Consider the following 21,165-nt stretch of genomic DNA (forward strand, 5'->3'; position numbering starts at 1 on the left):
GTATTTGAATTATGTATGGTTACCCTGTTGTTATTCTTGAACAAAAGTACCGAAAGTTACGGTTAACCGTTTGGAATGTTTGAAATCGAACGTTATTTGCGTTATTATGTCGTATGCATTTATATGGGCATGGGCTGTTGCCCTATCCGTATATGTAACAGTGTTTACAGAGTGGAGTAGAACCACGGTATTATGTAGCAGTTGCACAAAGATTTAACCGATTAAGAATCTTAAAATCCCTATTGGAATTTTAACTCAATAGGGACTTTCCATTATGGCACAAAAGCTGCTAAACACGAATTGCTCGAACGTCTATTAAAGCTAAAAGAACAAAGAACCAACCTTTGATTACAATGCGATTAGTTACGCAAGCCCTACGTAAAAATCCAGATCGGATGTTTTGTGCGGAAATTGCTGAGAAAACTTTGGAGTTGGTAGGAATGCCGCAGTTTGTTGATATGGCGGATGAGCATTATAATGTGGTGAATCGTATACTGGTGAAGTTACGTAAAAGGGGAATGTCTAAAATGGGTTTAGATTTTGGCGGTTAAAGCCGTTGGAATAAGAATAAAATTAGTAGTAGATATCCAGTTATATTTCTGTTCCACAAATGTTGTTTAATTGATTATCCCTACTTTTTCGATTAAAATTCAATAAAAATTTTTATAGAAACATTTTCGTAATGAGTACATTAAGTAATCAATCAGTTAGCTTTATTGCTTGGCAATTAGGTAGCTTTGCCGAAAAATACTTTAAAGAGTGCGATATAATCTCTTACATGGGAAGTATTAATGAGTCTAGTATAGATTACTGGAAAACTAGAGTTCAGGAAAATGGTAGAACAGCTAAAAGTAATGGGATATCAACTCTAGTGGTATTTTTATCTACAAATGGTGGTAGTGCCAGTGCTGTAGAAAAAATGGTTGAAATAACTAGATATTTCTATGATGAGGTTTATTTTGTAATCTTAGATCAAGCAATGTCTGCTGGAACTATTTGGGCAATGTCAGGTGATAAAATTTACATGAATTATGCTTCATCTCTAGGTCCTATAGATCCACAAGTACCAACTCCAGAAGGAAGATGGGTTCCAGCTTTAGGTTTTCTGGATAAAATAGATGAATTTGTACGTAAATCTAAAGAAGGTAGTCTAACGCAAGCTGAGTTAATGTTGTTAAAAAATCAGAATTTAGGTACTATTAGATCATATGAACAGGCTGCCGAGTTATCCAAAGCACTATTAAAAACTTGGTTAGTAAAATATAAATTTAAAGATTGGACTAAAAAGGAAACATCAAGGGAAGATGTAACTCAAGGAGATAAAGAGGCTCGTGCTAGAGATATAGCTGAAAAACTTGGTGATAATAAGCGGTGGCATTCTCATGGTCGTTATATTGGTATAAAGACTCTTACAGAAGAGCTAAATATAAAAATTGATGACTTTAGTGACAACATTGAAATGTGTAACGATTGTGAACAATTAAGAGATAGTTTGAGAGAGTTTATGAGAATGTTTTCTCAGGAAATTCTTATAGTTTTTGGTTACAGAAGACCTAAATCCATTGAGGAAAAGGGGTAATAATGAGCTATACACAACAAGATTTAGAATACTTGCTTTCTAAAACAATCGATCTAGAACAGGATAAAATGAGTAATGAATTAAATTCTAAATTTTCTTTTACTGATTCTAATTATGATATTGCAACACCACATGAAGTATTTCTTTTAGGATTACAGCAGGAAAAGAATTATACTTATCAATCCTTGTAAATTTAAATAGCAGTAGAAATACCGCTATTTTTGTTTCCACTTCCATTAAATAATTTTGTATTTCAAATTTATGCAGTAAATTAGTCAATTTTCAGACTTTTTGCAACTGCTACATAATACCGTAAAACCATTCGGTAGACTTCCTGACTGATTCAATCAAATATGTTATGGAAAAAAATCTGATGAAGAAATTTTTATTTGGTGCATTTGCCGCCGTCTGTGCAGCATTCTCTTTGGCCGCCGTGAACATCAATACCGCATCTTCTGCCGAACTGGAGGCCTTGCCGGGTATCGGCCCGGCTAAGGCGAAATCAATTGTGGAATACCGTCAGAAGAACGGTGCGTTCAAATCGGTGGAGGAGCTGAAAAACGTGAAGGGTATCGGTGATGCGGTGCTGAACAAGTTAAAGGCGGAGGCGACGGTTTCTTCTGCTGCGCCTAAGGTCGCCCAGCCTGCCGTGAAAAAATAAGTCTGACGGTTAACTGCCGTATACGCCGCCCCGAGGCTGAACCGTTTGCCGGTTCGGGTTGACGGGCGGCTTTGTATGGGCAGTGGTAATGAGAGTTTGGACCAGTGGGGGCTTTTATTGGGTAATAACTGAAAACAATTGAATCCCTGTGTTTGGGTTTCTGTTGTTGAGTACGGGACTATTTTGTAAATGCCTCAGGCCGTCTGAAAACTTGAAAGAAGCGGCCGTCTGTTAAATATGAGATAATGCGGGGGATTTCATGGGTGTGGTAGAAACATGGTTGAGACTGTCCGGTGGGAATCATGCCGGACAACGATGGAATCGGTTTGCTTGAAACGCCCGCCTGTTGCGGGCTTTTTTATGGGAAGGAATGGTCATGCCTAATCCGCTTTATCGGCAACATATTATTTCAATTTCAGATTTGACGACGGAGCAGCTCGAATTACTGCTTCAGACGGCCTTGAAGTTGAAAAAGCAGCCTCGTGAAGATTTGCTTGAAGGCAAATTGATTGGTTCGTGCTTTTTTGAACCGTCCACCCGTACGCGTTTGTCTTTTGAAACGGCGGTACAGCGTTTGGGTGGAAAAGTTATCGGTTTTTCCGATGGTGCCAATACCAGCGCGAAAAAGGGTGAAACGCTTGCAGATACTGCGAGGATTATTTCCAGCTATACGGATGCGATTATTCAGCGACACCCTAAAGACGGTGCGGCCCGTGTGGCGGCCGAGTTTTCGAGCGTACCTGTGATTAATGCCGGCGATGGTACCAACCAACATCCGAGCCAGACGCTTTTGGATTTGGTAACGATTTATGAAACACAAGGTAGTTTGAGCAATTTGAAGATTGCGATGGCCGGTGATTTGAAATATGGCCGTACGGTACACTCATTGTGTCAGGCATTGAAGCGTTGGGGTTGTGAGTTTGCATTTGTATCCCCTCCCAGCTTGGCGATGCCGGACTATATTACTGAAGAGCTGGAGGAGGCCGGTTGCCCTTACCAAGTTTTGTCCAGTTTGGAAGAAGCGGTCGAATGGGCGGATATTTTGTACATGACCCGCGTTCAGCGCGAACGTTTTGATGAGCAGGAATTTGCCAAAATTCAGGGTAAATTCAATCTTGATGCGCCGATGTTGGCAAACGCCAAACCCAATTTGCGTGTCTTGCATCCTTTACCGAGGGTAGATGAAATTCATCCGGATGTGGATAAAACGCCTCATGCCTATTATTTTGAACAGGCAACCAACGGCATGTATGCACGGATGGCGATTTTGTCTTTGGTATTGAACGAAGAAGTTTAAGGAGCGAAAGATGGAAAACTCAAAACTCAGCGTTGAAGCGATCGAACAAGGTACGGTAATTGACCATATTCCTGCCGGTAAAGGCTTGGCTATTTTAAGGCAGTTTAAGTTGCTGCATTATGGCAGTGCGGTTACGGTCGGCTTTAATTTGCCCAGCAAAACGCAGGGAAGCAAAGACATTATCAAAGTCAGCGGCGTATGGTTGGATGCCAATGCGGCCAACCGTTTGGCTTTATTTGCCCCTGAAGCAGTGGTAAACAAAATTGATCAGTTTAAAGTGATCGACAAACAGCATTTGTCATTGCCGGACGAAATTTCGGAAGTATTCCGCTGCCCGAATACCAATTGTGCCAGTCATGGAGAGCCGGTCATCAGCCGTTTTTATGTCCGTTCACATAATGGTCAGACGCGTTTGAAATGCCATTATTGCGAAAAAACCTTCTCGCGTGATTCGGTTGCCGAAGCCTGATAAAAATCTCAGGCCGTCTGAAAACACAGCTGTGCGGTTTGAGTTGTCTGCTTGATACATCAGTTTCATAAAAAGCAAGATATTAAGCAAATTGCGTTAAAATTACGTTAAAATAATGCCTTCTGAGTTGATGACATCATTTGCTCAAAAGGTATTATTTTTTATAACACGACACGAAATGTAGGAAAACTTATGCACTCATCCATACAAAGCCGGTTTGCCCCAATTTTATACGTCTTGATTTTCTTTGCCGGATTTTTAGCCGCACAAGTTTGGTTTAATCAGCAAGCCTATTTGACCAATCTTCCCCTTTTGGTTACAGCCATTTCTGCCGTTGCATTTGTTTGGTTGATTTGGGCCGTCGTATCTGCGCGATCCAAAGCTAAAAGCAAGATGTTGCACCGTGAGCAGCTGATTCAAAAAGAGAGCATTCATCCGGTTTTGCATGCGACGTTGCAGCGTTCTGACGGGCAAACGGATTTATTGGTTTTGGTTGTCCGCAATAGCGGTAAGGGCTTGGCGAAGAATGTGCGCTTTGAGGCTGAGGCTTTGCCGGATCACTTGCCGAGCAAGCTGGTTGCCGATGCAGTTATGCGCTTGGAGATGTTTTCAGGAGGCGTGGATATGCTGGCATCGGGCGAATTGTATGGCGGCGTGTTTGCAAGCATGTTTGCGCTGGCTGCCGAATTGCCGGACCAGACATTTGGCGGCGTGTTGAAACTGAAGGCCACTTATGAAAATGCCTTTGGCGATCAATGCACTTCTGAAAGCGTCTTGGATTTGAGCATATTGAATTTCAATTTGTCAGAAATTAAATCCAATGGCGAGCAAAAGCCCCGCAAGAAATTGTTGTATTGATATTCAAAATATGCAGGCCGTCTGAAACCGAAATACTTGTTTTCAGACGGCCTGTTGTTATTTTTCAAATGATTTTTGAAGAAAAAGAGGCGTATCGGGTATAATAATCAAAGAATTCGAAACGGATTGTCAGGATCGGCAAGCCGTCTCATCATTGTCGTATTTCAAAACCTTACTGATATTTTTTCAATAATCTGTTGCTATGTATCGGAACTTTTTCTGATGTTGGCACTGGCGAAATATTCCTTCAGCCATTTACTCTCAGGAAGCTGCTTATGTTAGTGTGTAATCCTTATGAAGTTGTGATCCATGGTACGACCAGCAAAGGCAAGATTTTCCGACCAAGCGACTGGGCGGAGCGCCTGTGCGGTATTTTGTCTTCCTTTACTAAAGACAACCGCCTTTCCTATTCGAATTGGGTGCGTCCGATTTTGGTGGACAATGTCCGTTGTGTGGCAGTCGATAAAAAACTGGAAGAAGACAATCCGCAAATGTTCCGTTTCTTGATGGACTTTGCGGCGGATAATGATTTGCGCGTGATTGACTGCAAAGCCTTGCTTAAAGAGCAAGAGAGCAAACAGCAGGGCGAAGTGCCGGTCGAGCGCGTTTTGTTGGCGCAGGCGATTGAAGAAAAACATGCCGCCGAGCGTGCGGAGGCGGCCAATGCGCAGCCTGAGCCTCAAGCTGCCGCTCCTGTGGTCGGCGTATTGCGTGAAATTCCGCCGGAAGAAACCGCGACTGCTTTTGCGGCACTGAGCATTTTGCGTTCTTCTTTGACTGATATTCACCGTTTCGTCGAACAAATCAACGAGCACCAGCGCAAAACCGGCTACCGCCTGTTGGGTATTTTTGAAGAAGGCAAACAAAATGCTGTGGCCGTATGCGGTTTCCATACTGCACATAACTTGGCCAGTGGTTACCATATCCATATTGATGATCTCGTAACCATGCCGCAATGCCGCCAAAAAGGTTATGCTTCACGCTTGTTGGAAGAAGTACGTAAAATCGGTGCGGAAACGGGTGCGACCAAAATCCATCTGAATGTCCATGTGAACCATGACCGTGCAGGTGCGCATCGTCTCTACTTCAAAAACGGATTTGAAATTTGTGCGTACCATTTCCGTTGCGATCCGAAATAATTTTTGTGGAAAGAGAGAAATCAATGTTGAAGATTTTGACCGCGGCTGTTTTGACACTGAGCTTGGCGGCCTGCGCATCAGGCAGCGGAGGCAGCTCGCAAATGTATGGTGAGATTAAGGCAGGTGTAGAAACCAGCCATCAACGTTGAGATATACAATGACAAGGCCGTCTGAAATAGGTTTTTCTGTTTCAGACGGCCTTTTTGCAGCTTGATTAGAGGGTAGCGGAGGCATCGTCGGTGGCAACAGTCCGATGCAGGCGATACCAATTGTACAGGCGCAAGATGCACAAGAAAGCAATAATGGGCATGCAGGCTGCGGTAACCAGATAACGCGGGTTGCTGAAGTTTAAAACATTGCGGCCGGAAAGCAGCGACAAAGCGGCATGCAACCATTCCCACAAAGACGAAATGCTGAATGCCAAAACGGCCAACAGGCCGAGGGTTCGGAAAATGCCGATGGGCAGAATTTGTTGGCGCAATACGGCGCGGTTGAGTTGGAACAAGACAATCAAGCCGAAGCCGATAATGCAGACCATGCCGCCGTTGGCGACAATTTGCAGGCTGTTGAAGGCGATGTCGGGCGTAACGGAAAGCGTGCCGGACTGGTTGGATGCAGTTTGTTGCAAGTTTAAGCCTTGCATCACATTCAGGACGAAACCGTATATCAGGTCGGCCAAAACGATGCCGATGGGCAGAGGAGTCAGAAAACGTTTCATGGATCGGTCGGATATTTCAGTATTCTATTCGGATGAGTGAGGTCGTCTGAAAATTAAACATGACGACGTGAGGGTATATTGTATCCGATAGGAAAGTAGGTTAATGCAAAAATAAATTTAGTTTAAGTCAGAAAATGATGTAATTTTACGCCAACATTATTGCATTAAGAGTACAATCCTCTTCATTATCAAACGTGAAATCAACAGGAAAGGACGTTTACATGAGCCAATTGCAACGTGATTTAACCCGTATCAGCCACAATACCAAAATTGTTGCCACACTGGGTCCGGGCAGCAACAATGTACAATTGTTGGAAGACATGATCCGTGTCGGCGGCCTTAATGTCGTCCGTTTCAATTTCAGCCATGGTACGCCGGAGTTTCATGAAGAAAATGCCCGTATCGTACGCGAAGCCGCGAAACGTGCGGGTCAGGAAATCGCCATTCTTGCCGACTTGCAAGGGCCTAAAATCCGTGTCGGTAAAATTGCCGGCGGCAGCATCGAGTTGAATAAAGATGAAACTTTGATTTTGGATGCCGCACTTGAAGGCGAAGGTACACGCGAAGCGGTGGGTTTGGACTACCGTGATTTGCCGAATGACGTCGCTGCCGGCGATGTTTTGTGGCTGGACGACGGCCTGTTGACTTTGACCGTTGAAGCGGTTGAAGGAAGTAAGATTATTACAAGGGTAGAAAACAGCCATGTGCTGAAAAGCAACAAAGGTATCAACAAACGCGGCGGCGGCCTGTCTGCCGGCGCGTTGACCGAAAAAGACTTCCGCGACCTGAAAACGGCAATTGCCATCGGTTGCGACTACTTGGCCATCAGCTTTGTGAAATCTGCTGAAGATTTGCACATCGCACGCGCCAAAGTCGAAGAAGAAATGAAAGGCAGCACTGCCGTACGCCCCGGTTTGGTTTCCAAAATCGAGCGCGTAGAAGCCATTGAAAACCTGGACGAAATCATCCTTGCCAGCGATGGTATTATGGTTGCCCGCGGCGACTTGGCAGTGGAAGTCGGCCATGCCGCCGTACCTGCCCTACAAAAACGCATGATCCGCCGCGCCCGTGAGTTGCGCCGCTTCAGTATTACGGCAACTCAAATGATGGAATCGATGATTACCAACCCCGTACCGACCCGCGCGGAAGTCAGCGACGTGGCTAACGCGGTATTGGACGGTACCGATGCGGTGATGTGTTCCGCCGAAACCGCCGTCGGCGCGTATCCGTTTGAAACCGTCAGCCAAATGGCGATTATTTGTGCGGCTGCGGAAAAAGAACAAGATTCGCTCAACGGCGTTGCCGAACAGGTCGAGTATCCCGAAGCCGTCAGCACCAACTTGGCGATTGCCGGCGGTGCAGTCAGCGTGGCGCGAGCAGTTCACGCCAAAGCCATCGTTGCCCTGACTGAAAGCGGTTCAACCGCCTTCGAAGTCAGCCGCCACAACATCACCCTGCCGATTTTTGCCCTGACGCCGAGTGTTTCAGCGCAACGCCGCATGGCGATGTACCGCGGTGTACGTCCGTTGATTTTGGCAACCAGTACCGATCACGATACCGCGCTGAACGAAGTGGAAGCCATGTTGGTAGAACACAAAATCCTCCAAAGCGGCGACCAATACATTATCACCAGCGGTTCGCAAATGCGCGAATCCGGTTCGACCAATACGCTGGAAGTGTTGCAGGTTAAATAATTGCAGTGATCCGATGATTGGAAAAGCAGGCTGTTTTAGCCTGCTTTTTTTGTGTAAAAAAAGAAAAGATTAGGCAAAAATAATGATGTAGTATAGAATTGAGTGCCTATACTAAATCAATAAAGGACGTTTCAGACGGCCTTTTTCTTTGTCCGCTACTTTCACGGTAAACCAAAATGATTCATTTCAATCTGAAAAAAACAGCATTTATTTTAAGCGCAGCACTGTTATCTACCGCCGTCCAAGCCTCCGGCTACCACTTCGGCACACAATCCGTTAACGCACAAGGCACGGCCAACGCCGCCGCCGCCGAAGCCGCCGATGCATCAACCATTTTCTACAACCCGGCCGGTTTGAGCAAAATCGACAGCAGCCAAATTTCCGTCAACGCCAATATCGTTTTCCCAAGCATTCATTATGAGGCAGAATCTGCAAAACACTTCCGCACGGGTGCCGATGTCAGCGGCTCGACCAGCGGCAAAATTACCGAAACCACCGTTGCTCCACACGTTTATGGCGCGTACAAAGCCAGCGACGATGTAACTTTGGGTTTGGGCGTGTACGTTCCCTTCGGCTCTGCAACCGAATACGAAAAAAATTCCGTATTGCGCCACAACATCAACAAACTGGGTTTGACCACTATCGCCATCGAGCCGGTAGTCGCATGGAAACTGAATGAGCAGCACGCTGTTGGTGCCGGTTTGATTGCCCAATATTCCAAAGCCGAATTGCGCAAATACTCCGACTGGGACGCTTCCGGCGCCATCAGCCAATTGGCCAGCGGCTTGGCTTCCCGTCAAGCAGGGCGTCCAGTCGCTGTCGATGCGACCGGCAAAGCTGACGGTCATGCCGATGTAAAAGGCCACGATTGGGGCTTCGGCTACCAACTGGCATGGATGTGGGACATCAACGATCGCGCACGCGTGGGTGTGAACTACCGTTCCAAAGTATCGCATACGTTGAAAGGCACTGCCGATTGGGAAGCAGACGGCGCATATGCAAAACGCGCTTGGGATTTGGGTGCAATGGCTGCACGTGGTTATGTGCCGAACGAAAAAGCCAGCGTAAAAATCGTTACGCCTGAGTCTTTGTCTGTTCATGGTATGTACCGCGCCACCGACAAAACCAATTTGTTCGGCGATGTGACTTGGACGCGCCACAGCCGCTTCAACAAAGCGGAGCTGGTGTTTGAAAACACCAAAAAAGTTGTCAACGGCCAATCTGACCGTACCGTCATTACGCCTAACTGGCGCAACACTTATAAAGTTGCATTCGGCGGCTCTTACCAAGTTACCGAACCATTGCAACTGCGTGCCGGTATCGCTTTCGATAAATCACCGGTTAAAAGCGCCGAAGACCGCATGAACAGCCTGCCTGACGGCAACCGTATCTGGTTCTCCGTCGGTGCCAAATATCAACTGGGTAAAAACCATGTTATCGATGCGGCGTACAGCCATATCCACATCAATGACACGGTTTACCGCACCGGCAAAGCCAGCGGCAACGACGTAGACAGCCGCGGTGCATCTTCTGCACGCTTCAAAAACAAAGCAGACATCTTGGGCTTGCAATACACTTACAAATTCAAATAATCGGATTTGAGTTGTAGATAAAAAGGCCGTCTGAAGATTTCAGACGGCCTTTTTGATTGGAAGGAACAGATGGAACAATCAATAGGCAATAAATGGCGTATTGGGCTTTTCATATTTCTGATTTGAATGGCAGAGCAGAAAGACAAATGGAAAAGGGGATAGCCGATAAATAGCTGAAGACATGAAATATTGTTTGCGCTTTAAACAACGCGTTACCAAATTTATTTATGGGCGGAAATCAAAAGGCCGTCTGAAAAACAGGTTTTCAGACAGCCTTTGTTTGCCGGATGGCTGCTAAGAAAGCCCAATCAGCTGCGGACTTCCAGTTCGATTTCTCTTTCTTGTTCGTCTTCGGCCGGTTTATCCATGGTTTTTTCATCAGCCATATTGTCCAAATCGCGGCCGGGTTCGGAGGCGGTATCGCCGATGGAAACGCTGTTCAGGCTTTCCAAAATAATGGCGGAGGCCAGATGGTCGGATGTGCGGTACACCATTGCCAAACCGATTTCTTCCGCCGGAATGGAAACCAATTCAACCGTATCTTTGTCTTTCGGCTTGCGAATCAGGTTGTTGGACAGATTGACACGGACTTGGCGGCCGCGTTTGTAGAGGCTGACCACCGTGCCTTTGTCCAAGCCGTCGAGTTCGCCTTTATCCAAAGTAATGGTTTGGAACTGGCCGGCTTCGCCCACGCCGTCGAAGATGGAAACGACTTTGGCCTGAATCGGACGGGCAGGGGCGTGAGGCATCACGTTGAAGCTGTCGAGGCCTTCGGGCAGTTTCAGCAGATAGTCGTCTTTGCGGATTTCGGAAACGGCTTCTTCGATAACCAAAGGTTGCGCGGACTGGGTGCGCAGTTTCATAACTTTGTTGACTTGGGTGTAATACTCGTTGCTTTTGAGTTTTTCGTCAGAAGCGCGGGTACGGTGTTCCAAGGCGGAGTCGGTGTAAGGCAGCGTGTTGGCGATGCCGCTGAACACGACTTCTTGGCCGAGGAATTTGCCGGTTTCCGGATCGGTGATGTTTTTATTGACGCGGTAGGTCAGGTAGCGGCCGGGTTCGGTCAGGCCGTATGCGTACACGCGGTTGCCTTGGGTGTAGAGGACGCGGTTGTCGGGGCCCGCAATCAGGCGCGGCGCGTTGGCGGTTTCTTCCGGAGCGATAATCTGCGGATGTTTCATAAACATGCGGTAGAGGTTGACGTTGACGGTCGGAATGCCGTAGCCGGAAGTTTCGCGTACGCGCGGATGCAGTTTGATCACGGGAATGCCGTCTGAACGGGTTTGGGCGTGCTCAAAACCCAGTCGCGGCTGGCCGTTGACGTAGCGTAAAACCAACACCTGACCCGGATAGATCAGATGCGGATTGCGGATGGCGTTGCGGTTGGCGCCCCAAAGGCGGTTCCATTGCCACGGGCTGTACAGATATTTGCCGGAAATGCCCCACAAGGTATCACCGTTTTTAACGACGTAGCGTTGTGGCGCATTGGGTCGGATTTTTAAAGAAGCTGCCTGAGTGTGGGCAGAAATAGCCATGCCTGCCATGCAAAGCAGGGTTATAATACGTTGTTGCATAACCGTTCCCCTTGAAATCGATTCGGTTTGTCTTCAGATGATAAACAGAGAAGGCTGGAGTTTGCGAAACTGCCGCCCATCCGTCAATACGATAACGAACGGCCTCTGTCGCGCTATCTTAACATTTTTCGGCGTTATTTTAGCATTGAATGTTGCTGTCATGACAGGAGATTGTGGCGGCGGAAACCAAATCTGTATGAAAATCACACATCAGCTTTATAAAACGAGAATATTATGGCTTTACTGAACATCCTCCAATACCCTGACGAGCGTTTGCACACGGTCGCCAAACCTGTTGAGAAAATCGACGAGCGCATCCAAAAATTGGTTGCCGATATGTTTGAAACCATGTACGAAGCACGCGGTATCGGCTTGGCGGCCACTCAGGTTGACGTACACGAGCGCATCGTCGTGATGGATTTGACCGAAGACCGCAGCGAGCCGCGCGTGTTCATCAATCCCGTTATTGTCGAAAAAGATGGCGAGACGACTTACGAAGAAGGCTGCCTGTCCGTGCCGGGCATTTACGATACCGTAACCCGTGCCGAGCGCGTCAAAGTCGAGGCTTTGAACGAAAAAGGCGAGAAATTCACACTGGAGGCAGACGGCCTGTTGGCAATCTGCGTGCAGCACGAATTGGACCACCTGATGGGCATCGTGTTTGTCGAACACCTGTCGCAGCTGAAACAAGGCCGCATCAAAACCAAACTGAAAAAACGTCAGAAACACACCATCTGACCTAAGCATCGCTTAAAGGCCGTCTGAAAAGACAAAACAGAAGGCAGACTTCGGTTTTCAATCTTTCAGACGGCCTTTTTAGCTGAAACAGTTTGCCCAACGCGCCCATTCAAACCATTTTCACAAGGACACAACATGAAAGTCATCTTTGCCGGTACGCCCGATTTTGCCGCCGCCGCTTTGAAAGCCATCGCCGCCGCAGGTTTTGAAATTCCGCTGGTGTTGACCCAGCCCGACCGCCCAAAAGGCCGCGGCATGCAGTTGACCGCATCGCCGGTCAAACAGGCTGCCTTAGAATTGGGTTTGACCGTGGCGCAGCCGGAAAAGTTGCGCAATAACGCCGAAGCCCTGCAAATGCTCAAAGATACGGGCGCGGATGTGATGATGGTGGCCGCGTATGGCTTGATTTTGCCGCAGGATGTGTTGGATACGCCCAAACACGGCTGCCTCAATATCCACGCTTCGCTGTTACCCCGTTGGCGCGGCGCGGCACCGATTCAACGTGCGATTGAAGCCGGCGATGCCGAAACCGGCGTGTGCATCATGCAGATGGACATCGGCTTGGATACCGGCGATGTGGTCAGCGAACACCGCTACGCCATCCAACCTACAGATACCGCCAACGAAGTGCATGATGCGCTGATGGGTTTGGGTGCGGAAGCGATTGTTGCCGACTTGCAGCGTCTGCAGGCTGAAGGCCGTCTGAATGCTGTCAAACAGCCTGAAGAAGGCGTTACCTACGCCCAAAAATTAAGCAAAGAAGAGGCGCGTATCGATTGGAATGAAAGCGCGGCTGTGATTGAGCGCAAAATCCGTGCTTTCAACCCTGTACCTGCCGCGTGGGTCGAGTATCAAGGCAAACCGATGAAAATCTGGCGTGCCGAAGTCGTGGCCAAACAGGGTAAGGCTGGCGAAGTATTGTCTTGCACTTCAGACGGCCTGCTGGTGGCGTGCGGTGAAAATGCGCTGAACATCACTGAATTGCAGCCTTCCGGCAGCAAACGCATGAGCATACAGGCATTTGCGGCAGGCCGGACGATTGAAGTTGGAACGGTTTTGTAACAGGCTGGAAACAAACGTAGAGGAAAGAAAACAATGGCTGTTTTTGAAGTGGTTGAGGGCGATATTACCCGATTGGCAGTCGATGCGATTGTCAATGCTGCCAATTCATCGCTGTTGGGCGGTGGCGGCGTAGACGGTGCGATACACCGCGCCGCAGGCAAAGAGCTGCTGGACGAGTGCCGCACTTTGGGCGGTTGCCGCACAGGCGAAGCCAAAATAACCAAAGGCTACCGTTTGCCTGCACGTTTTGTCATCCACACGGTCGGGCCGGTATGGTTTGGCGGACAACAAAATGAAGAGGCCAAATTGGCACAATCCTATGCCAATTCTTTGCTGCTTGCCCAGAAACACGAGCTTCATAGCATCGCCTTTCCGTGCATCAGCACTGGGGTGTACCGCTTCCCGGCCGAAGCTGCCGCGCGTATCGCTTTGGAGAGTTTGAAGCAAACCCTGCCGCAATGTCCGGCAGTGGAAAAAATCATCTTTTGCTGTTTTTCCAAAACAGATGCCGAATATTATCGGGCATTGCTGGCTGCCGAACAGGCCGTCTGAAATCCTCCGAACACTTGAAATCAAATATAAATCAGAAAGCAAAAATATGAGTATGTCCCTCGCCCAAAAACTGGCCGCTGACAGCGTTGCCGCGGTTGCCGAAGGGCGCAATCTTCAGGATGTTTTGGCGGAAATCCGCGCGGCGCATCCGCAGCTGACGGCGCAGGAAAACGGCGCGTTGCAGGATATTGCCTACGGTTGCCAACGTTATTTGGGTAGTTTGAAGCACATGCTTGGTCAAATGCTGAAGAAGCCGATTGACAATCCGCAGCTCGAAAGCCTGCTTTTGGCGGCGATGTACCAACTGCATTATACGCGCAATGCGCCTCATGCCGTGGTCAATGAGGCGGTGGAAAGCATTGCCAAAATCGGCCGCGGCCAGTTCCGCTCGTTTGCCAATGCGATTTTACGCCGCTTTTTGCGCGAACGTGACAAACTCGAGGCTTCCTGTAAAAAAGACGATGCAGCGAAACACAATTTGCCGCTGTGGTGGGTGGCTTATTTGAAAAACCATTATCCGAAACATTGGCACAATATCACCACTGCGCTGCAATCGCATCCGCCGATGACTTTGCGCGTCAACCGCCGACACGGCAATGCCGAAAGCTATTTGGAAAAACTGGCTGCGGAAGGTATTGCGGCCAGGGCTTTGGACGAATACGCCGTGATGTTGGAAGAAGCTGTGCCGGTAAGCCGCCTGCCCGGTTTTTCAGACGGCCTGGTGTCGGTGCAGGATTTTGGTGCGCAACGTGCTGCCTATTTGTTGAACCCGAAAGACGGCGAACGCATTCTCGATGCCTGTGCGGCGCCGGGCGGCAAGACAGGCCATATCTTGGAACTGGCAGATTGTCATGTTACCGCTTTGGATATAGACGAGGGCCGTCTGAACAGGGTGAAGAGCAATCTTGACCGTTTAGGCTTTCAAAAGGCCTCTTTGACTTGTGCCGATGCGCAGGACTTGACAGCGTGGTATGATGGCAAGGCCTTTGACGCTGTCTTGGCCGATGTGCCGTGTACTGCTTCGGGCGTGGCGCGCCGCAATCCCGACGTAAAATGGCTGCGCCGGCCGACCGATGCCGTCAAAACCGCACGCCAACAGGAAGCATTATTAGACGCGCTGTGGCAGACCCTGACGAAAAACGGCAGGATGTTGCTGGCTACCTGCTCGGTCTTTGTCGAAGAAAACGACGGTCAGTTGCAAAAATTCCTTAACCGCCATGCCGATGCCGAGTTGATCGAATCGCATGTGCTTTTACCGAACAAACATCAAGATGGCTTTTATTACGCGCTTATTAAAAAGCAGTAAAACGCTGATTGTACCGCTCTTGCTCGCCGTGTCGCTGAACGCGGCGGGCGAGGGCATCAGTGCGACCCGTGCCGAGGCAAAGCTGACCCATGCCGGACAGCTTTCCGTCAGCAGCCGTTTCCGCACCGATCTGCCCGATCAGCTCAAAGAAGCACTCAAACAGGGCGTCCCTCTGCATTTCAATTTAAGTTGGCAGCTGTCGGCGCCGTCTATGTCGTCTTATAAATTCAAGTTCGACCAGCTGCTCAACAACGACAGCACGATTCAATATAAATTATCCTTCCATCCGCTGACCAACCGCTATCGCGTTACCGTCGGTACGTTTTCTACCGAGTACGACACGCTTGAAACCGCCTTGCGCGCAGTGGGTGCGGTCGCAAATTGGAAGGTTTTGTCCAAGGGCGCGCTGAGTGATGTGGCCGCCAAAGACACGAAGGCTGAAATCCGCCTGCTGCTGACAACCGCCAAGCTGCCCAAACCGTTCCAAATCAATGCCCTGACTTCTAAAAACTGGCATTTGGATTCCGGTTGGAAATCCTTGTCGGTCGTGCAGGAGTAAACCATGCGCCGCTTTCTTCTGATTGCCGCCGTATTCGCCGTTGTTTTGTTGTACGGTCTGACTGTTGCAACGGGAAGCAGCAACGTATTGTCCGATTATTTCTGGTGGATTGTCGCCTTGTGCGGTTTGCTGTTGCTGGTGTTGGCAGCGGTGTTGGTGCGCTATGTCGTGCTTTTGATGCGCGACAACAGCAAAAGCGTGTTCGGTTCGCAGATTGCGCGTCGGCTGTCGGGGATGTTTACTTTGGTTGCCGTATTGCCGGGCGTGTTTTTGTTCGGTATTTCCGCCCAGTTTATTAACGGTACGATTAATTCTTGGTTTGGCAACGATACCCATGAGGCTCTAGAGCGCAGCTTAAACTTGAGCAAATCCGCGCTGAACTTGGCGGTGGACAACGCCGTCAGCAACGCCACGCCGGTGCAGATCGACTTAATCAGCGCCGCTTCGCTGGACGGCAACTTAGGGCAAGCGCTGGCAAAATCCGCGCTTACTTCCGACTTTGCCCAGCTGGCGCTTTACAACGCGACTACCCATAAAGCCGAGAAAAGCATCAATCCCCTGAAACTAAATCAACCCGAGCTCAACAAAGAAGGATGGGAGCAACTGGAGCAGACAGGCTCGGTACGCAGCTTGGAAAACATCGGCGGCGTGCTGTATGCTCAAGGTTGGATGCTGATCGGTACGCATAAAAATCAGGATTATGCGTTGTTTTTCCGGCAGCCGATTCCGAAAGATGTTGCCCAAGACGCGACGTTGATTGAAGCGGCCCGAGCCAAATATGCCGAGCTGAGTTATACCAAAAAAGGCCTGCAAACCTTTTTTCTGTCCACGCTGTTGGTCGCGACATTGTTGGCCATTTTTTTGGCGCTGGTGATGGCTTTGTATTTTGCCCGCCGTTTTGTGGCACCGGTGTTGTCGTTGGCAGAGGGCGCGCGGGCGGTGGCTCAGGGCGACTTCAGCCAGACCCGGCCGGTATTCCGCAATGACGAGTTCGGCCGTTTGACCCAATTGTTCAACCACATGACCGAACAATTATCGATTGCCAAAGAGGCGGACGAGCGCAACCGTTTGCGCGAAGAAGCCGCCCGCCATTATTTGGAATGCGTGTTGGAAAGTTTGACCACAGGCGTGATTACTTTGGATGCCGACGGCCGTCTGAAAACCTTTAACAAGGCCGCCGAACAGATTTTGGGCGTTTCGCTGGTGTCTTTGTGGGGCAGCAACTGGCATCAATGGCACGGCAAATCGCCGCAGCAAACCCTGTTGGCCGATGTGTTTGCCGCCATTAATGAAACCGCCGACAGCGACAAACCCGTCCAAGTCGAATATGCCGCGCCCGATGATGCCCGAATCTTATTGGGCAAGGCCACCATCCTGCCGGAAGACAACGATAACGGCGTGGTGATGGTGATTGATGACATTACCGTCTTGATACGCGCGCAAAAAGAGGCCGCATGGGGCGAAGTGGCGAAACGTTTGGCGCACGAAATCCGTAATCCGCTTACGCCTATACAGCTTTCCGCCGAGAGATTGGCATGGAAATTGCATGATAAACTTGATGAACAAGACGCCCAAATCCTCAGCCGTTCAACCGATACCATCGTCAAACAGGTTGCCGCGCTGAAAGAAATGGTCGAAGCATTCCGCAATTATGCGCGTGCGCCGTCGCTGAATTTAGAAAAACAAGATTTAAACGGTTTGGTGTCGGAAGTATTGGTATTATATGAGGCCGGCGCGTGCAAATTTAATGCACGGCTCAGCGCCGACGCCCTGCCGATTGCCGCCGATACGACGGCGATGCGCCAAGTGTTGCATAACCTATTTAAGAATGCCGCAGAAGCGGCAGAGTCGGACGAAGCGCCGCAAGTAAACGTCGAAACAGGGCGCGAAGGCGGACAGGTTTTCCTGACCGTCTGCAACAACGGTAAAAGTTTCAGCAAAGAAATGCTGCACAATGCTTTTGAGCCGTACGTTACCGACAAACCGACAGGAACGGGGCTGGGTTTGCCCGTTGTGAAAAAAATTATTGAGGAGCATGGCGGCCGTATCAGCCTGAGCAATCAGAACAGCGGCGGCGCGTGTGTCAAAATAGCTTTACCGGAAATGGCAGAAACTTATGCGAAGCAGTGATATTTTGATTGTAGATGATGAAGTAGGCATCCGCGACCTGCTCTCCGAAATCCTTCAAGACGAAGGCTATACCGTCACTTTGGCCGAAAATGCCGAAGAAGCGCGCCAATTGCGTTACCAAACGCGTCCGGCCATGGTGTTGCTGGACATTTGGATGCCCGATTGCGACGGCATCACTTTGTTGAAAGAGTGGGCGAAAAACGGCCAACTCAATATGCCTGTGGTGATGATGAGCGGCCATGCCAGCATTGATACTGCGGTTGAGGCCACCAAAATCGGCGCGCTCGATTTTCTGGAAAAACCGATTGCCCTGCAAAAACTCTTGTCCGCAGTAGAACGCGCCTTGAAACATGGCGAAGTTCAGACGGCCTCCGGCATGACTTTGGACAAACTGGGCAACAGTTCCGTCATTCAAGAAATGAACGGCAGCATTGAAGCGGCCGCCAAACACAACCGCCCGCTGTTGTTGGCCGGTGAGGCAGGCTCGCCGTTTGAAATTGTCGCCCGCTATCTGCACAAAAGCGGTACGCCTTGGGTGGCAACCGACCGTGTCGAACACATTGTCGATACGCCGATGGAGCTGTTGCAAAAGGCATCAGGCGGCATTTTGTATGTCGGTGATATTGCCCGTTACAGCAAAAATATCCAAAACGGCATTGCTTTCTTGCTGGAGAAAGCCGACCGCTACAATGTCCGTGTGATTGCTTCATGCGGCTTTAAACGCGGTGAGAGCGCCGATGACGTCGTTGCCGGCCGACTGGCGGAGCTGTTGAAAGAGCGCATCAATGTTCCTTCTTTGCGCAGTCAACCAGACGATATCGTCTTTTTAATCAACCGCATCATGACCGATTTGGCCGAAAGTCAAAAAATCCAGCCGGTAAAATTCAGCGACAGCGCGTTGGTGGTTTTGCGCCAATACGATTGGCCGGGCAATTACGACCAGCTTGCCGAAACGGTGAAAAACATCATGTTGGAATCGGACGGCAAAGAAGTGGACGAGCAGGCCGTTGCTGTGGCTTTGGGTCAGAAGGAAAACGCGACGGCGACAGAAATCATCGGCGGCTTCAATTTCAATATGCCTTTGCGCGAATTGAGGGAAGAAGTCGAGCGCCGCTACTTTGAGTACCACATCGCCCAAGAAGGCCAAAATATGAGCCGCGTGGCGCAAAAGGTCGGTTTGGAACGTACACACCTTTACCGCAAACTCAAACAACTCGGTATCAGCGTATCGCGCCGCAGCGCCGATAAATCCGAAGAATAAGCGCAATATCGGTTCAAACACAAAAGAGGCCGTCTGAAAGCCATCAGGTTTTTCAGACGGCATCGTCATTTGACGGTTTGCTTAGACAAGCGATACTTTATAAAAATAATGATATGGCTCGGAGGTGTTATTTTGCCTTTTAAGCCGAAAGAAGTTTTATATCAATAAAATTTTCAGACGGCCTCGATTTACTTCGGGCCGTCTGAACAACCATTACGAAAAGGGAACAGATTGATGACGGAAAACGAGCGTTTTGCTTGGTTGCAACTGGCATTTACGCCCTATATCGGCGCAGAAAGTTTTTTGGTGCTGTTGCAGCAATTCGGTAGTGCACAAGCAGCCTTGAATGCGCCGGCAGACAAAATTGCCGCGTTGGTACGCCATAAGCAGGCAGCCGAGTCGTGGCGTAATGCAGACAAACGGGCTTTGGCGCAGCGGTCTGCCGAAGCCGCTTTACAATGGGAAATGCAGGACGGTTGCCGTCTGTTGCTGCTGCAAGATGATGATTTCCCCGAAATGCTGACACAAGGCATTACCGCGCCGCCGGTCTTGTTTTTACGCGGCAATGCAGAGTTGTTGCACACACCTTCTGCCGCGATTGTCGGCAGCCGCCATGCCACACCGCAGGCAATGCGGATTGCCAAAGATTTCGGCAGGGCGTTGAGTGAAAAAGGCATTCCCGTCGTATCGGGTATGGCTTCGGGTATCGATACCGCCGCCCATCAGGGCGCATTGCAGGCAGGTGGCGGTACCATTGCCGTCTGGGGAACCGGTATAGACCGCATTTATCCGCCATCCAATAAAAACCTTGCCTATGAAATTGCTGAAAAAGGATTGATTGTCAGCGAGTTTCCTTTGGATACGCGCCCGTTTGCGGGCAACTTCCCGCGCCGCAACCGTCTGATTGCCGCATTGTCGCAGCTGACATTGGTGGTCGAGGCGGCATTGGAATCCGGCTCATTGATTACTGCCAAGCTAGCGGCGGAGATGGGGCGCGAAGTGATGGCGGTGCCCGGTTCGATAGACAATCCGCACAGCAAAGGCTGCCACAAGCTGATTAAAGACGGGGCAAAACTGGTGGAATGTCTGGACGATATTCTCCATGAGTGTCCGCAGCTATTGCAAAATACGCCTGTTCCATCATATTCTATAAATAAGACGGTAAAACTGAAAAACGATCAAACCAAACATCTGCAACAAAAAACAATAGCGGATGAACCGCAAAGGCCGTCTGAAAACCTATCTGCCGCCCCATCAACAAGCGCTTTATTGGAAGCAATGGGTTACGACCCGATACATCCCGATATTTTGGCGCAACAAACCAATACGGCAGCGGCAGACGTGTACGCACAGCTTTTGGAATACGAACTTGACGGTATCGTCGCCGCCTTGCCGGGTGGTCGTTATCAGCGTGTCAAAGCATAAATTATCTATATTTAAGGAACCAGCATGACCGAAGTCATTGCCTATTTAATTGAACACTTCCAAGATTTCGACAATTGTCCGCCTCCGGAGGATTTGGGTCGCCTCTTGGAAGATGCGGGTTTTGATGCTACGGAAATCGGCAATACATTGATGATGATGGAAGTCTTGTTCAATACGTCAGAATTCTATGCCGAGCCGTTTAACAGCGACTCCCTGCGCGTATTCTGCCGTGAAGAAGCTGAAAACCTGCCGCAGGAAGTCATGGGCTTGATGCAATATTTGGTTACCGAACACGCAATTACTTATGAGCAACGCGAAATCGTCATTCACGCCCTGATGCACATTCCATCGGACGAAATCACCCTCGATACCGCCAAAGTGTTGGTATTGCTGGTGTTGTGGATGCACAAGAGCGAGTTGCCCGTCCTGATTGGCGACGACTTGATGAGTGCGTTGACCGGGCAAAACGTGATGCACTAAACCTTTTTTCAGACGGCCTCAATCATAAAGGCCGTCTGAAACATAAATCCAATACATCCAAAAGAGAACAA

The 21,165-nt window shown here is 49.2% G+C and carries 22 protein-coding genes; 20 read left to right on the top strand and 2 right to left on the bottom strand.

What is annotated here, in order from left to right:
* Positions 1-344 precede the first annotated feature (344 nt).
* The 9 genes from DBY97_RS09040 to DBY97_RS11595 all read left to right on the top strand — a co-directional run bounded on the left by DBY97_RS09040 (position 345) and on the right by DBY97_RS11595 (position 6,152).
* A complete protein-coding gene (locus DBY97_RS09040) occupies positions 345-551 on the top strand; it encodes a hypothetical protein (RefSeq protein WP_199900763.1) in 207 nt (68 codons plus the stop codon).
* 131 nt (positions 552-682) lie between these two features.
* Positions 683-1,579, top strand: a complete 897-nt coding sequence (locus DBY97_RS09045; RefSeq protein WP_107858143.1) for an SDH family Clp fold serine proteinase — start codon at positions 683-685, stop codon at positions 1,577-1,579.
* 2 nt (positions 1,580-1,581) lie between these two features.
* Positions 1,582-1,770: a hypothetical protein gene (locus tag DBY97_RS09050; protein WP_107858144.1), complete on the top strand. Its 189-nt coding sequence runs from the start codon at positions 1,582-1,584 to the stop codon at positions 1,768-1,770.
* 182 nt (positions 1,771-1,952) lie between these two features.
* The gene (locus DBY97_RS09055) at positions 1,953-2,240 is read left to right on the top strand and encodes a ComEA family DNA-binding protein (RefSeq protein ID WP_107858214.1); all 288 of its coding nucleotides are present in this window, start codon (positions 1,953-1,955) and stop codon (positions 2,238-2,240) included.
* Positions 2,241-2,616: 376 nt separating this feature from the next.
* Entirely contained in the window at positions 2,617-3,537 is a 921-nt protein-coding gene (gene pyrB, locus DBY97_RS09060; RefSeq protein WP_107858145.1) for an aspartate carbamoyltransferase, read from the top strand.
* A gap of 10 nt (positions 3,538-3,547) precedes the next feature.
* Complete coding sequence (gene pyrI / locus DBY97_RS09065; RefSeq protein ID WP_003684689.1) at positions 3,548-4,006, top strand: aspartate carbamoyltransferase regulatory subunit; 459 nt, start codon at positions 3,548-3,550, stop codon at positions 4,004-4,006.
* Between the two features lie 192 nt (positions 4,007-4,198).
* Complete coding sequence (locus tag DBY97_RS09070; protein WP_107858146.1) at positions 4,199-4,864, top strand: hypothetical protein; 666 nt, start codon at positions 4,199-4,201, stop codon at positions 4,862-4,864.
* Between the two features lie 275 nt (positions 4,865-5,139).
* Positions 5,140-6,003, top strand: a complete 864-nt coding sequence (locus DBY97_RS09075) for a GNAT family N-acetyltransferase (RefSeq protein WP_049336349.1) — start codon at positions 5,140-5,142, stop codon at positions 6,001-6,003.
* 23 nt (positions 6,004-6,026) lie between these two features.
* Positions 6,027-6,152, top strand: coding sequence for a hypothetical protein (locus DBY97_RS11595; protein ID WP_003684698.1), 126 nt, complete (start codon positions 6,027-6,029; stop codon positions 6,150-6,152).
* A gap of 65 nt (positions 6,153-6,217) precedes the next feature.
* Here the strand turns inward: DBY97_RS11595 and DBY97_RS09080 are convergent, their stop codons facing one another.
* Entirely contained in the window at positions 6,218-6,721 is a 504-nt protein-coding gene (locus tag DBY97_RS09080) for a hypothetical protein (protein ID WP_107858147.1), read from the bottom strand.
* Between the two features lie 221 nt (positions 6,722-6,942).
* On the opposite strand from DBY97_RS09080, the gene pyk reads away from it, so the two are divergent.
* Together pyk and DBY97_RS09090 are read left to right on the top strand one after the other, a co-directional pair.
* The gene (gene pyk, locus DBY97_RS09085) at positions 6,943-8,415 is read left to right on the top strand and encodes a pyruvate kinase (protein ID WP_049337966.1); all 1,473 of its coding nucleotides are present in this window, start codon (positions 6,943-6,945) and stop codon (positions 8,413-8,415) included.
* Between the two features lie 176 nt (positions 8,416-8,591).
* Complete coding sequence (locus tag DBY97_RS09090; protein ID WP_107858148.1) at positions 8,592-10,007, top strand: OmpP1/FadL family transporter; 1,416 nt, start codon at positions 8,592-8,594, stop codon at positions 10,005-10,007.
* A 308-nt stretch (positions 10,008-10,315) separates the two neighbouring features.
* On the opposite strand, the gene DBY97_RS09095 is transcribed toward DBY97_RS09090, so the two are convergent.
* Positions 10,316-11,581, bottom strand: a complete 1,266-nt coding sequence (locus tag DBY97_RS09095) for a LysM peptidoglycan-binding domain-containing protein (protein ID WP_003749229.1) — start codon at positions 11,579-11,581, stop codon at positions 10,316-10,318.
* Positions 11,582-11,815: 234 nt separating this feature from the next.
* Here DBY97_RS09095 and def point away from each other — a divergent pair, with 234 nt between their 5' ends.
* The 9 genes from def (at position 11,816) to DBY97_RS09140 (ending at position 21,094) form a co-directional block, all read left to right on the top strand.
* Positions 11,816-12,319 carry a peptide deformylase gene (gene def, locus DBY97_RS09100; protein WP_070583279.1) on the top strand — a complete coding sequence of 168 codons (504 nt, stop codon included), beginning with the start codon at positions 11,816-11,818 and terminating at the stop codon, positions 12,317-12,319.
* A 135-nt stretch (positions 12,320-12,454) separates the two neighbouring features.
* Positions 12,455-13,381: a methionyl-tRNA formyltransferase gene (gene fmt, locus DBY97_RS09105; protein WP_107858149.1), complete on the top strand. Its 927-nt coding sequence runs from the start codon at positions 12,455-12,457 to the stop codon at positions 13,379-13,381.
* A 33-nt stretch (positions 13,382-13,414) separates the two neighbouring features.
* Positions 13,415-13,933, top strand: coding sequence for an O-acetyl-ADP-ribose deacetylase (locus tag DBY97_RS09110; protein ID WP_063068084.1), 519 nt, complete (start codon positions 13,415-13,417; stop codon positions 13,931-13,933).
* 46 nt (positions 13,934-13,979) lie between these two features.
* Positions 13,980-15,239, top strand: a complete 1,260-nt coding sequence (gene rsmB / locus DBY97_RS09115; RefSeq protein ID WP_107858150.1) for a 16S rRNA (cytosine(967)-C(5))-methyltransferase RsmB — start codon at positions 13,980-13,982, stop codon at positions 15,237-15,239.
* On the top strand, positions 15,205-15,798 hold the full coding sequence (locus tag DBY97_RS09120) for a DUF4390 domain-containing protein (protein ID WP_004520180.1): 594 nt from the start codon (positions 15,205-15,207) through the stop codon (positions 15,796-15,798). Before rsmB ends, DBY97_RS09120 begins: the two co-directional genes overlap by 35 nt.
* A gap of 3 nt (positions 15,799-15,801) precedes the next feature.
* Positions 15,802-17,928, top strand: coding sequence for a sensor histidine kinase (locus tag DBY97_RS09125; protein WP_107858151.1), 2,127 nt, complete (start codon positions 15,802-15,804; stop codon positions 17,926-17,928).
* Positions 17,915-19,189: a sigma-54-dependent transcriptional regulator gene (locus DBY97_RS09130; protein ID WP_101756370.1), complete on the top strand. Its 1,275-nt coding sequence runs from the start codon at positions 17,915-17,917 to the stop codon at positions 19,187-19,189. Before DBY97_RS09125 ends, DBY97_RS09130 begins: the two co-directional genes overlap by 14 nt.
* Positions 19,190-19,423: 234 nt before the next feature.
* Positions 19,424-20,614, top strand: coding sequence for a DNA-processing protein DprA (gene dprA, locus DBY97_RS09135; protein ID WP_107858152.1), 1,191 nt, complete (start codon positions 19,424-19,426; stop codon positions 20,612-20,614).
* 24 nt (positions 20,615-20,638) lie between these two features.
* Complete coding sequence (locus tag DBY97_RS09140) at positions 20,639-21,094, top strand: DUF494 family protein (RefSeq protein WP_003679497.1); 456 nt, start codon at positions 20,639-20,641, stop codon at positions 21,092-21,094.
* Positions 21,095-21,165: the final 71 nt, after the last annotated feature.

The sequence above is a fragment of the Neisseria subflava genome (assembly GCF_003044645.1).
In the GTDB taxonomy this organism is placed as follows: Bacteria; Pseudomonadota; Gammaproteobacteria; order Burkholderiales; family Neisseriaceae; genus Neisseria; species Neisseria subflava_B.

Bases quoted from the DNA above. Each gene is read 5' to 3' on its own strand.
- DBY97_RS09125 (WP_107858151.1), top strand. From the start codon at position 15,802: ATGCGCCGCTTTCTTCTGATTGCCGCCGTATTCGCCGTTGTTTTGTTG.
- fmt (WP_107858149.1), top strand. From the start codon at position 12,455: ATGAAAGTCATCTTTGCCGGTACGCCCGATTTTGCCGCCGCCGCTTTG.
- DBY97_RS09120 (WP_004520180.1), top strand. From the start codon at position 15,205: ATGGCTTTTATTACGCGCTTATTAAAAAGCAGTAAAACGCTGATTGTA.
- rsmB (WP_107858150.1), top strand. From the start codon at position 13,980: ATGAGTATGTCCCTCGCCCAAAAACTGGCCGCTGACAGCGTTGCCGCG.
- DBY97_RS09045 (WP_107858143.1), top strand. From the start codon at position 683: ATGAGTACATTAAGTAATCAATCAGTTAGCTTTATTGCTTGGCAATTA.
- dprA (WP_107858152.1), top strand. From the start codon at position 19,424: ATGACGGAAAACGAGCGTTTTGCTTGGTTGCAACTGGCATTTACGCCC.
- DBY97_RS09050 (WP_107858144.1), top strand. From the start codon at position 1,582: ATGAGCTATACACAACAAGATTTAGAATACTTGCTTTCTAAAACAATC.
- DBY97_RS09110 (WP_063068084.1), top strand. From the start codon at position 13,415: ATGGCTGTTTTTGAAGTGGTTGAGGGCGATATTACCCGATTGGCAGTC.
- DBY97_RS09055 (WP_107858214.1), top strand. From the start codon at position 1,953: ATGAAGAAATTTTTATTTGGTGCATTTGCCGCCGTCTGTGCAGCATTC.
- pyrI (WP_003684689.1), top strand. From the start codon at position 3,548: ATGGAAAACTCAAAACTCAGCGTTGAAGCGATCGAACAAGGTACGGTA.
- DBY97_RS09080 (WP_107858147.1), bottom strand. From the start codon at position 6,721: ATGAAACGTTTTCTGACTCCTCTGCCCATCGGCATCGTTTTGGCCGAC.
- pyrB (WP_107858145.1), top strand. From the start codon at position 2,617: ATGCCTAATCCGCTTTATCGGCAACATATTATTTCAATTTCAGATTTG.
- DBY97_RS09075 (WP_049336349.1), top strand. From the start codon at position 5,140: ATGTTAGTGTGTAATCCTTATGAAGTTGTGATCCATGGTACGACCAGC.
- DBY97_RS09130 (WP_101756370.1), top strand. From the start codon at position 17,915: ATGCGAAGCAGTGATATTTTGATTGTAGATGATGAAGTAGGCATCCGC.
- DBY97_RS09095 (WP_003749229.1), bottom strand. From the start codon at position 11,581: ATGCAACAACGTATTATAACCCTGCTTTGCATGGCAGGCATGGCTATT.
- def (WP_070583279.1), top strand. From the start codon at position 11,816: ATGGCTTTACTGAACATCCTCCAATACCCTGACGAGCGTTTGCACACG.
- DBY97_RS09090 (WP_107858148.1), top strand. From the start codon at position 8,592: ATGATTCATTTCAATCTGAAAAAAACAGCATTTATTTTAAGCGCAGCA.
- DBY97_RS09070 (WP_107858146.1), top strand. From the start codon at position 4,199: ATGCACTCATCCATACAAAGCCGGTTTGCCCCAATTTTATACGTCTTG.
- pyk (WP_049337966.1), top strand. From the start codon at position 6,943: ATGAGCCAATTGCAACGTGATTTAACCCGTATCAGCCACAATACCAAA.
- DBY97_RS09140 (WP_003679497.1), top strand. From the start codon at position 20,639: ATGACCGAAGTCATTGCCTATTTAATTGAACACTTCCAAGATTTCGAC.
- DBY97_RS11595 (WP_003684698.1), top strand. From the start codon at position 6,027: ATGTTGAAGATTTTGACCGCGGCTGTTTTGACACTGAGCTTGGCGGCC.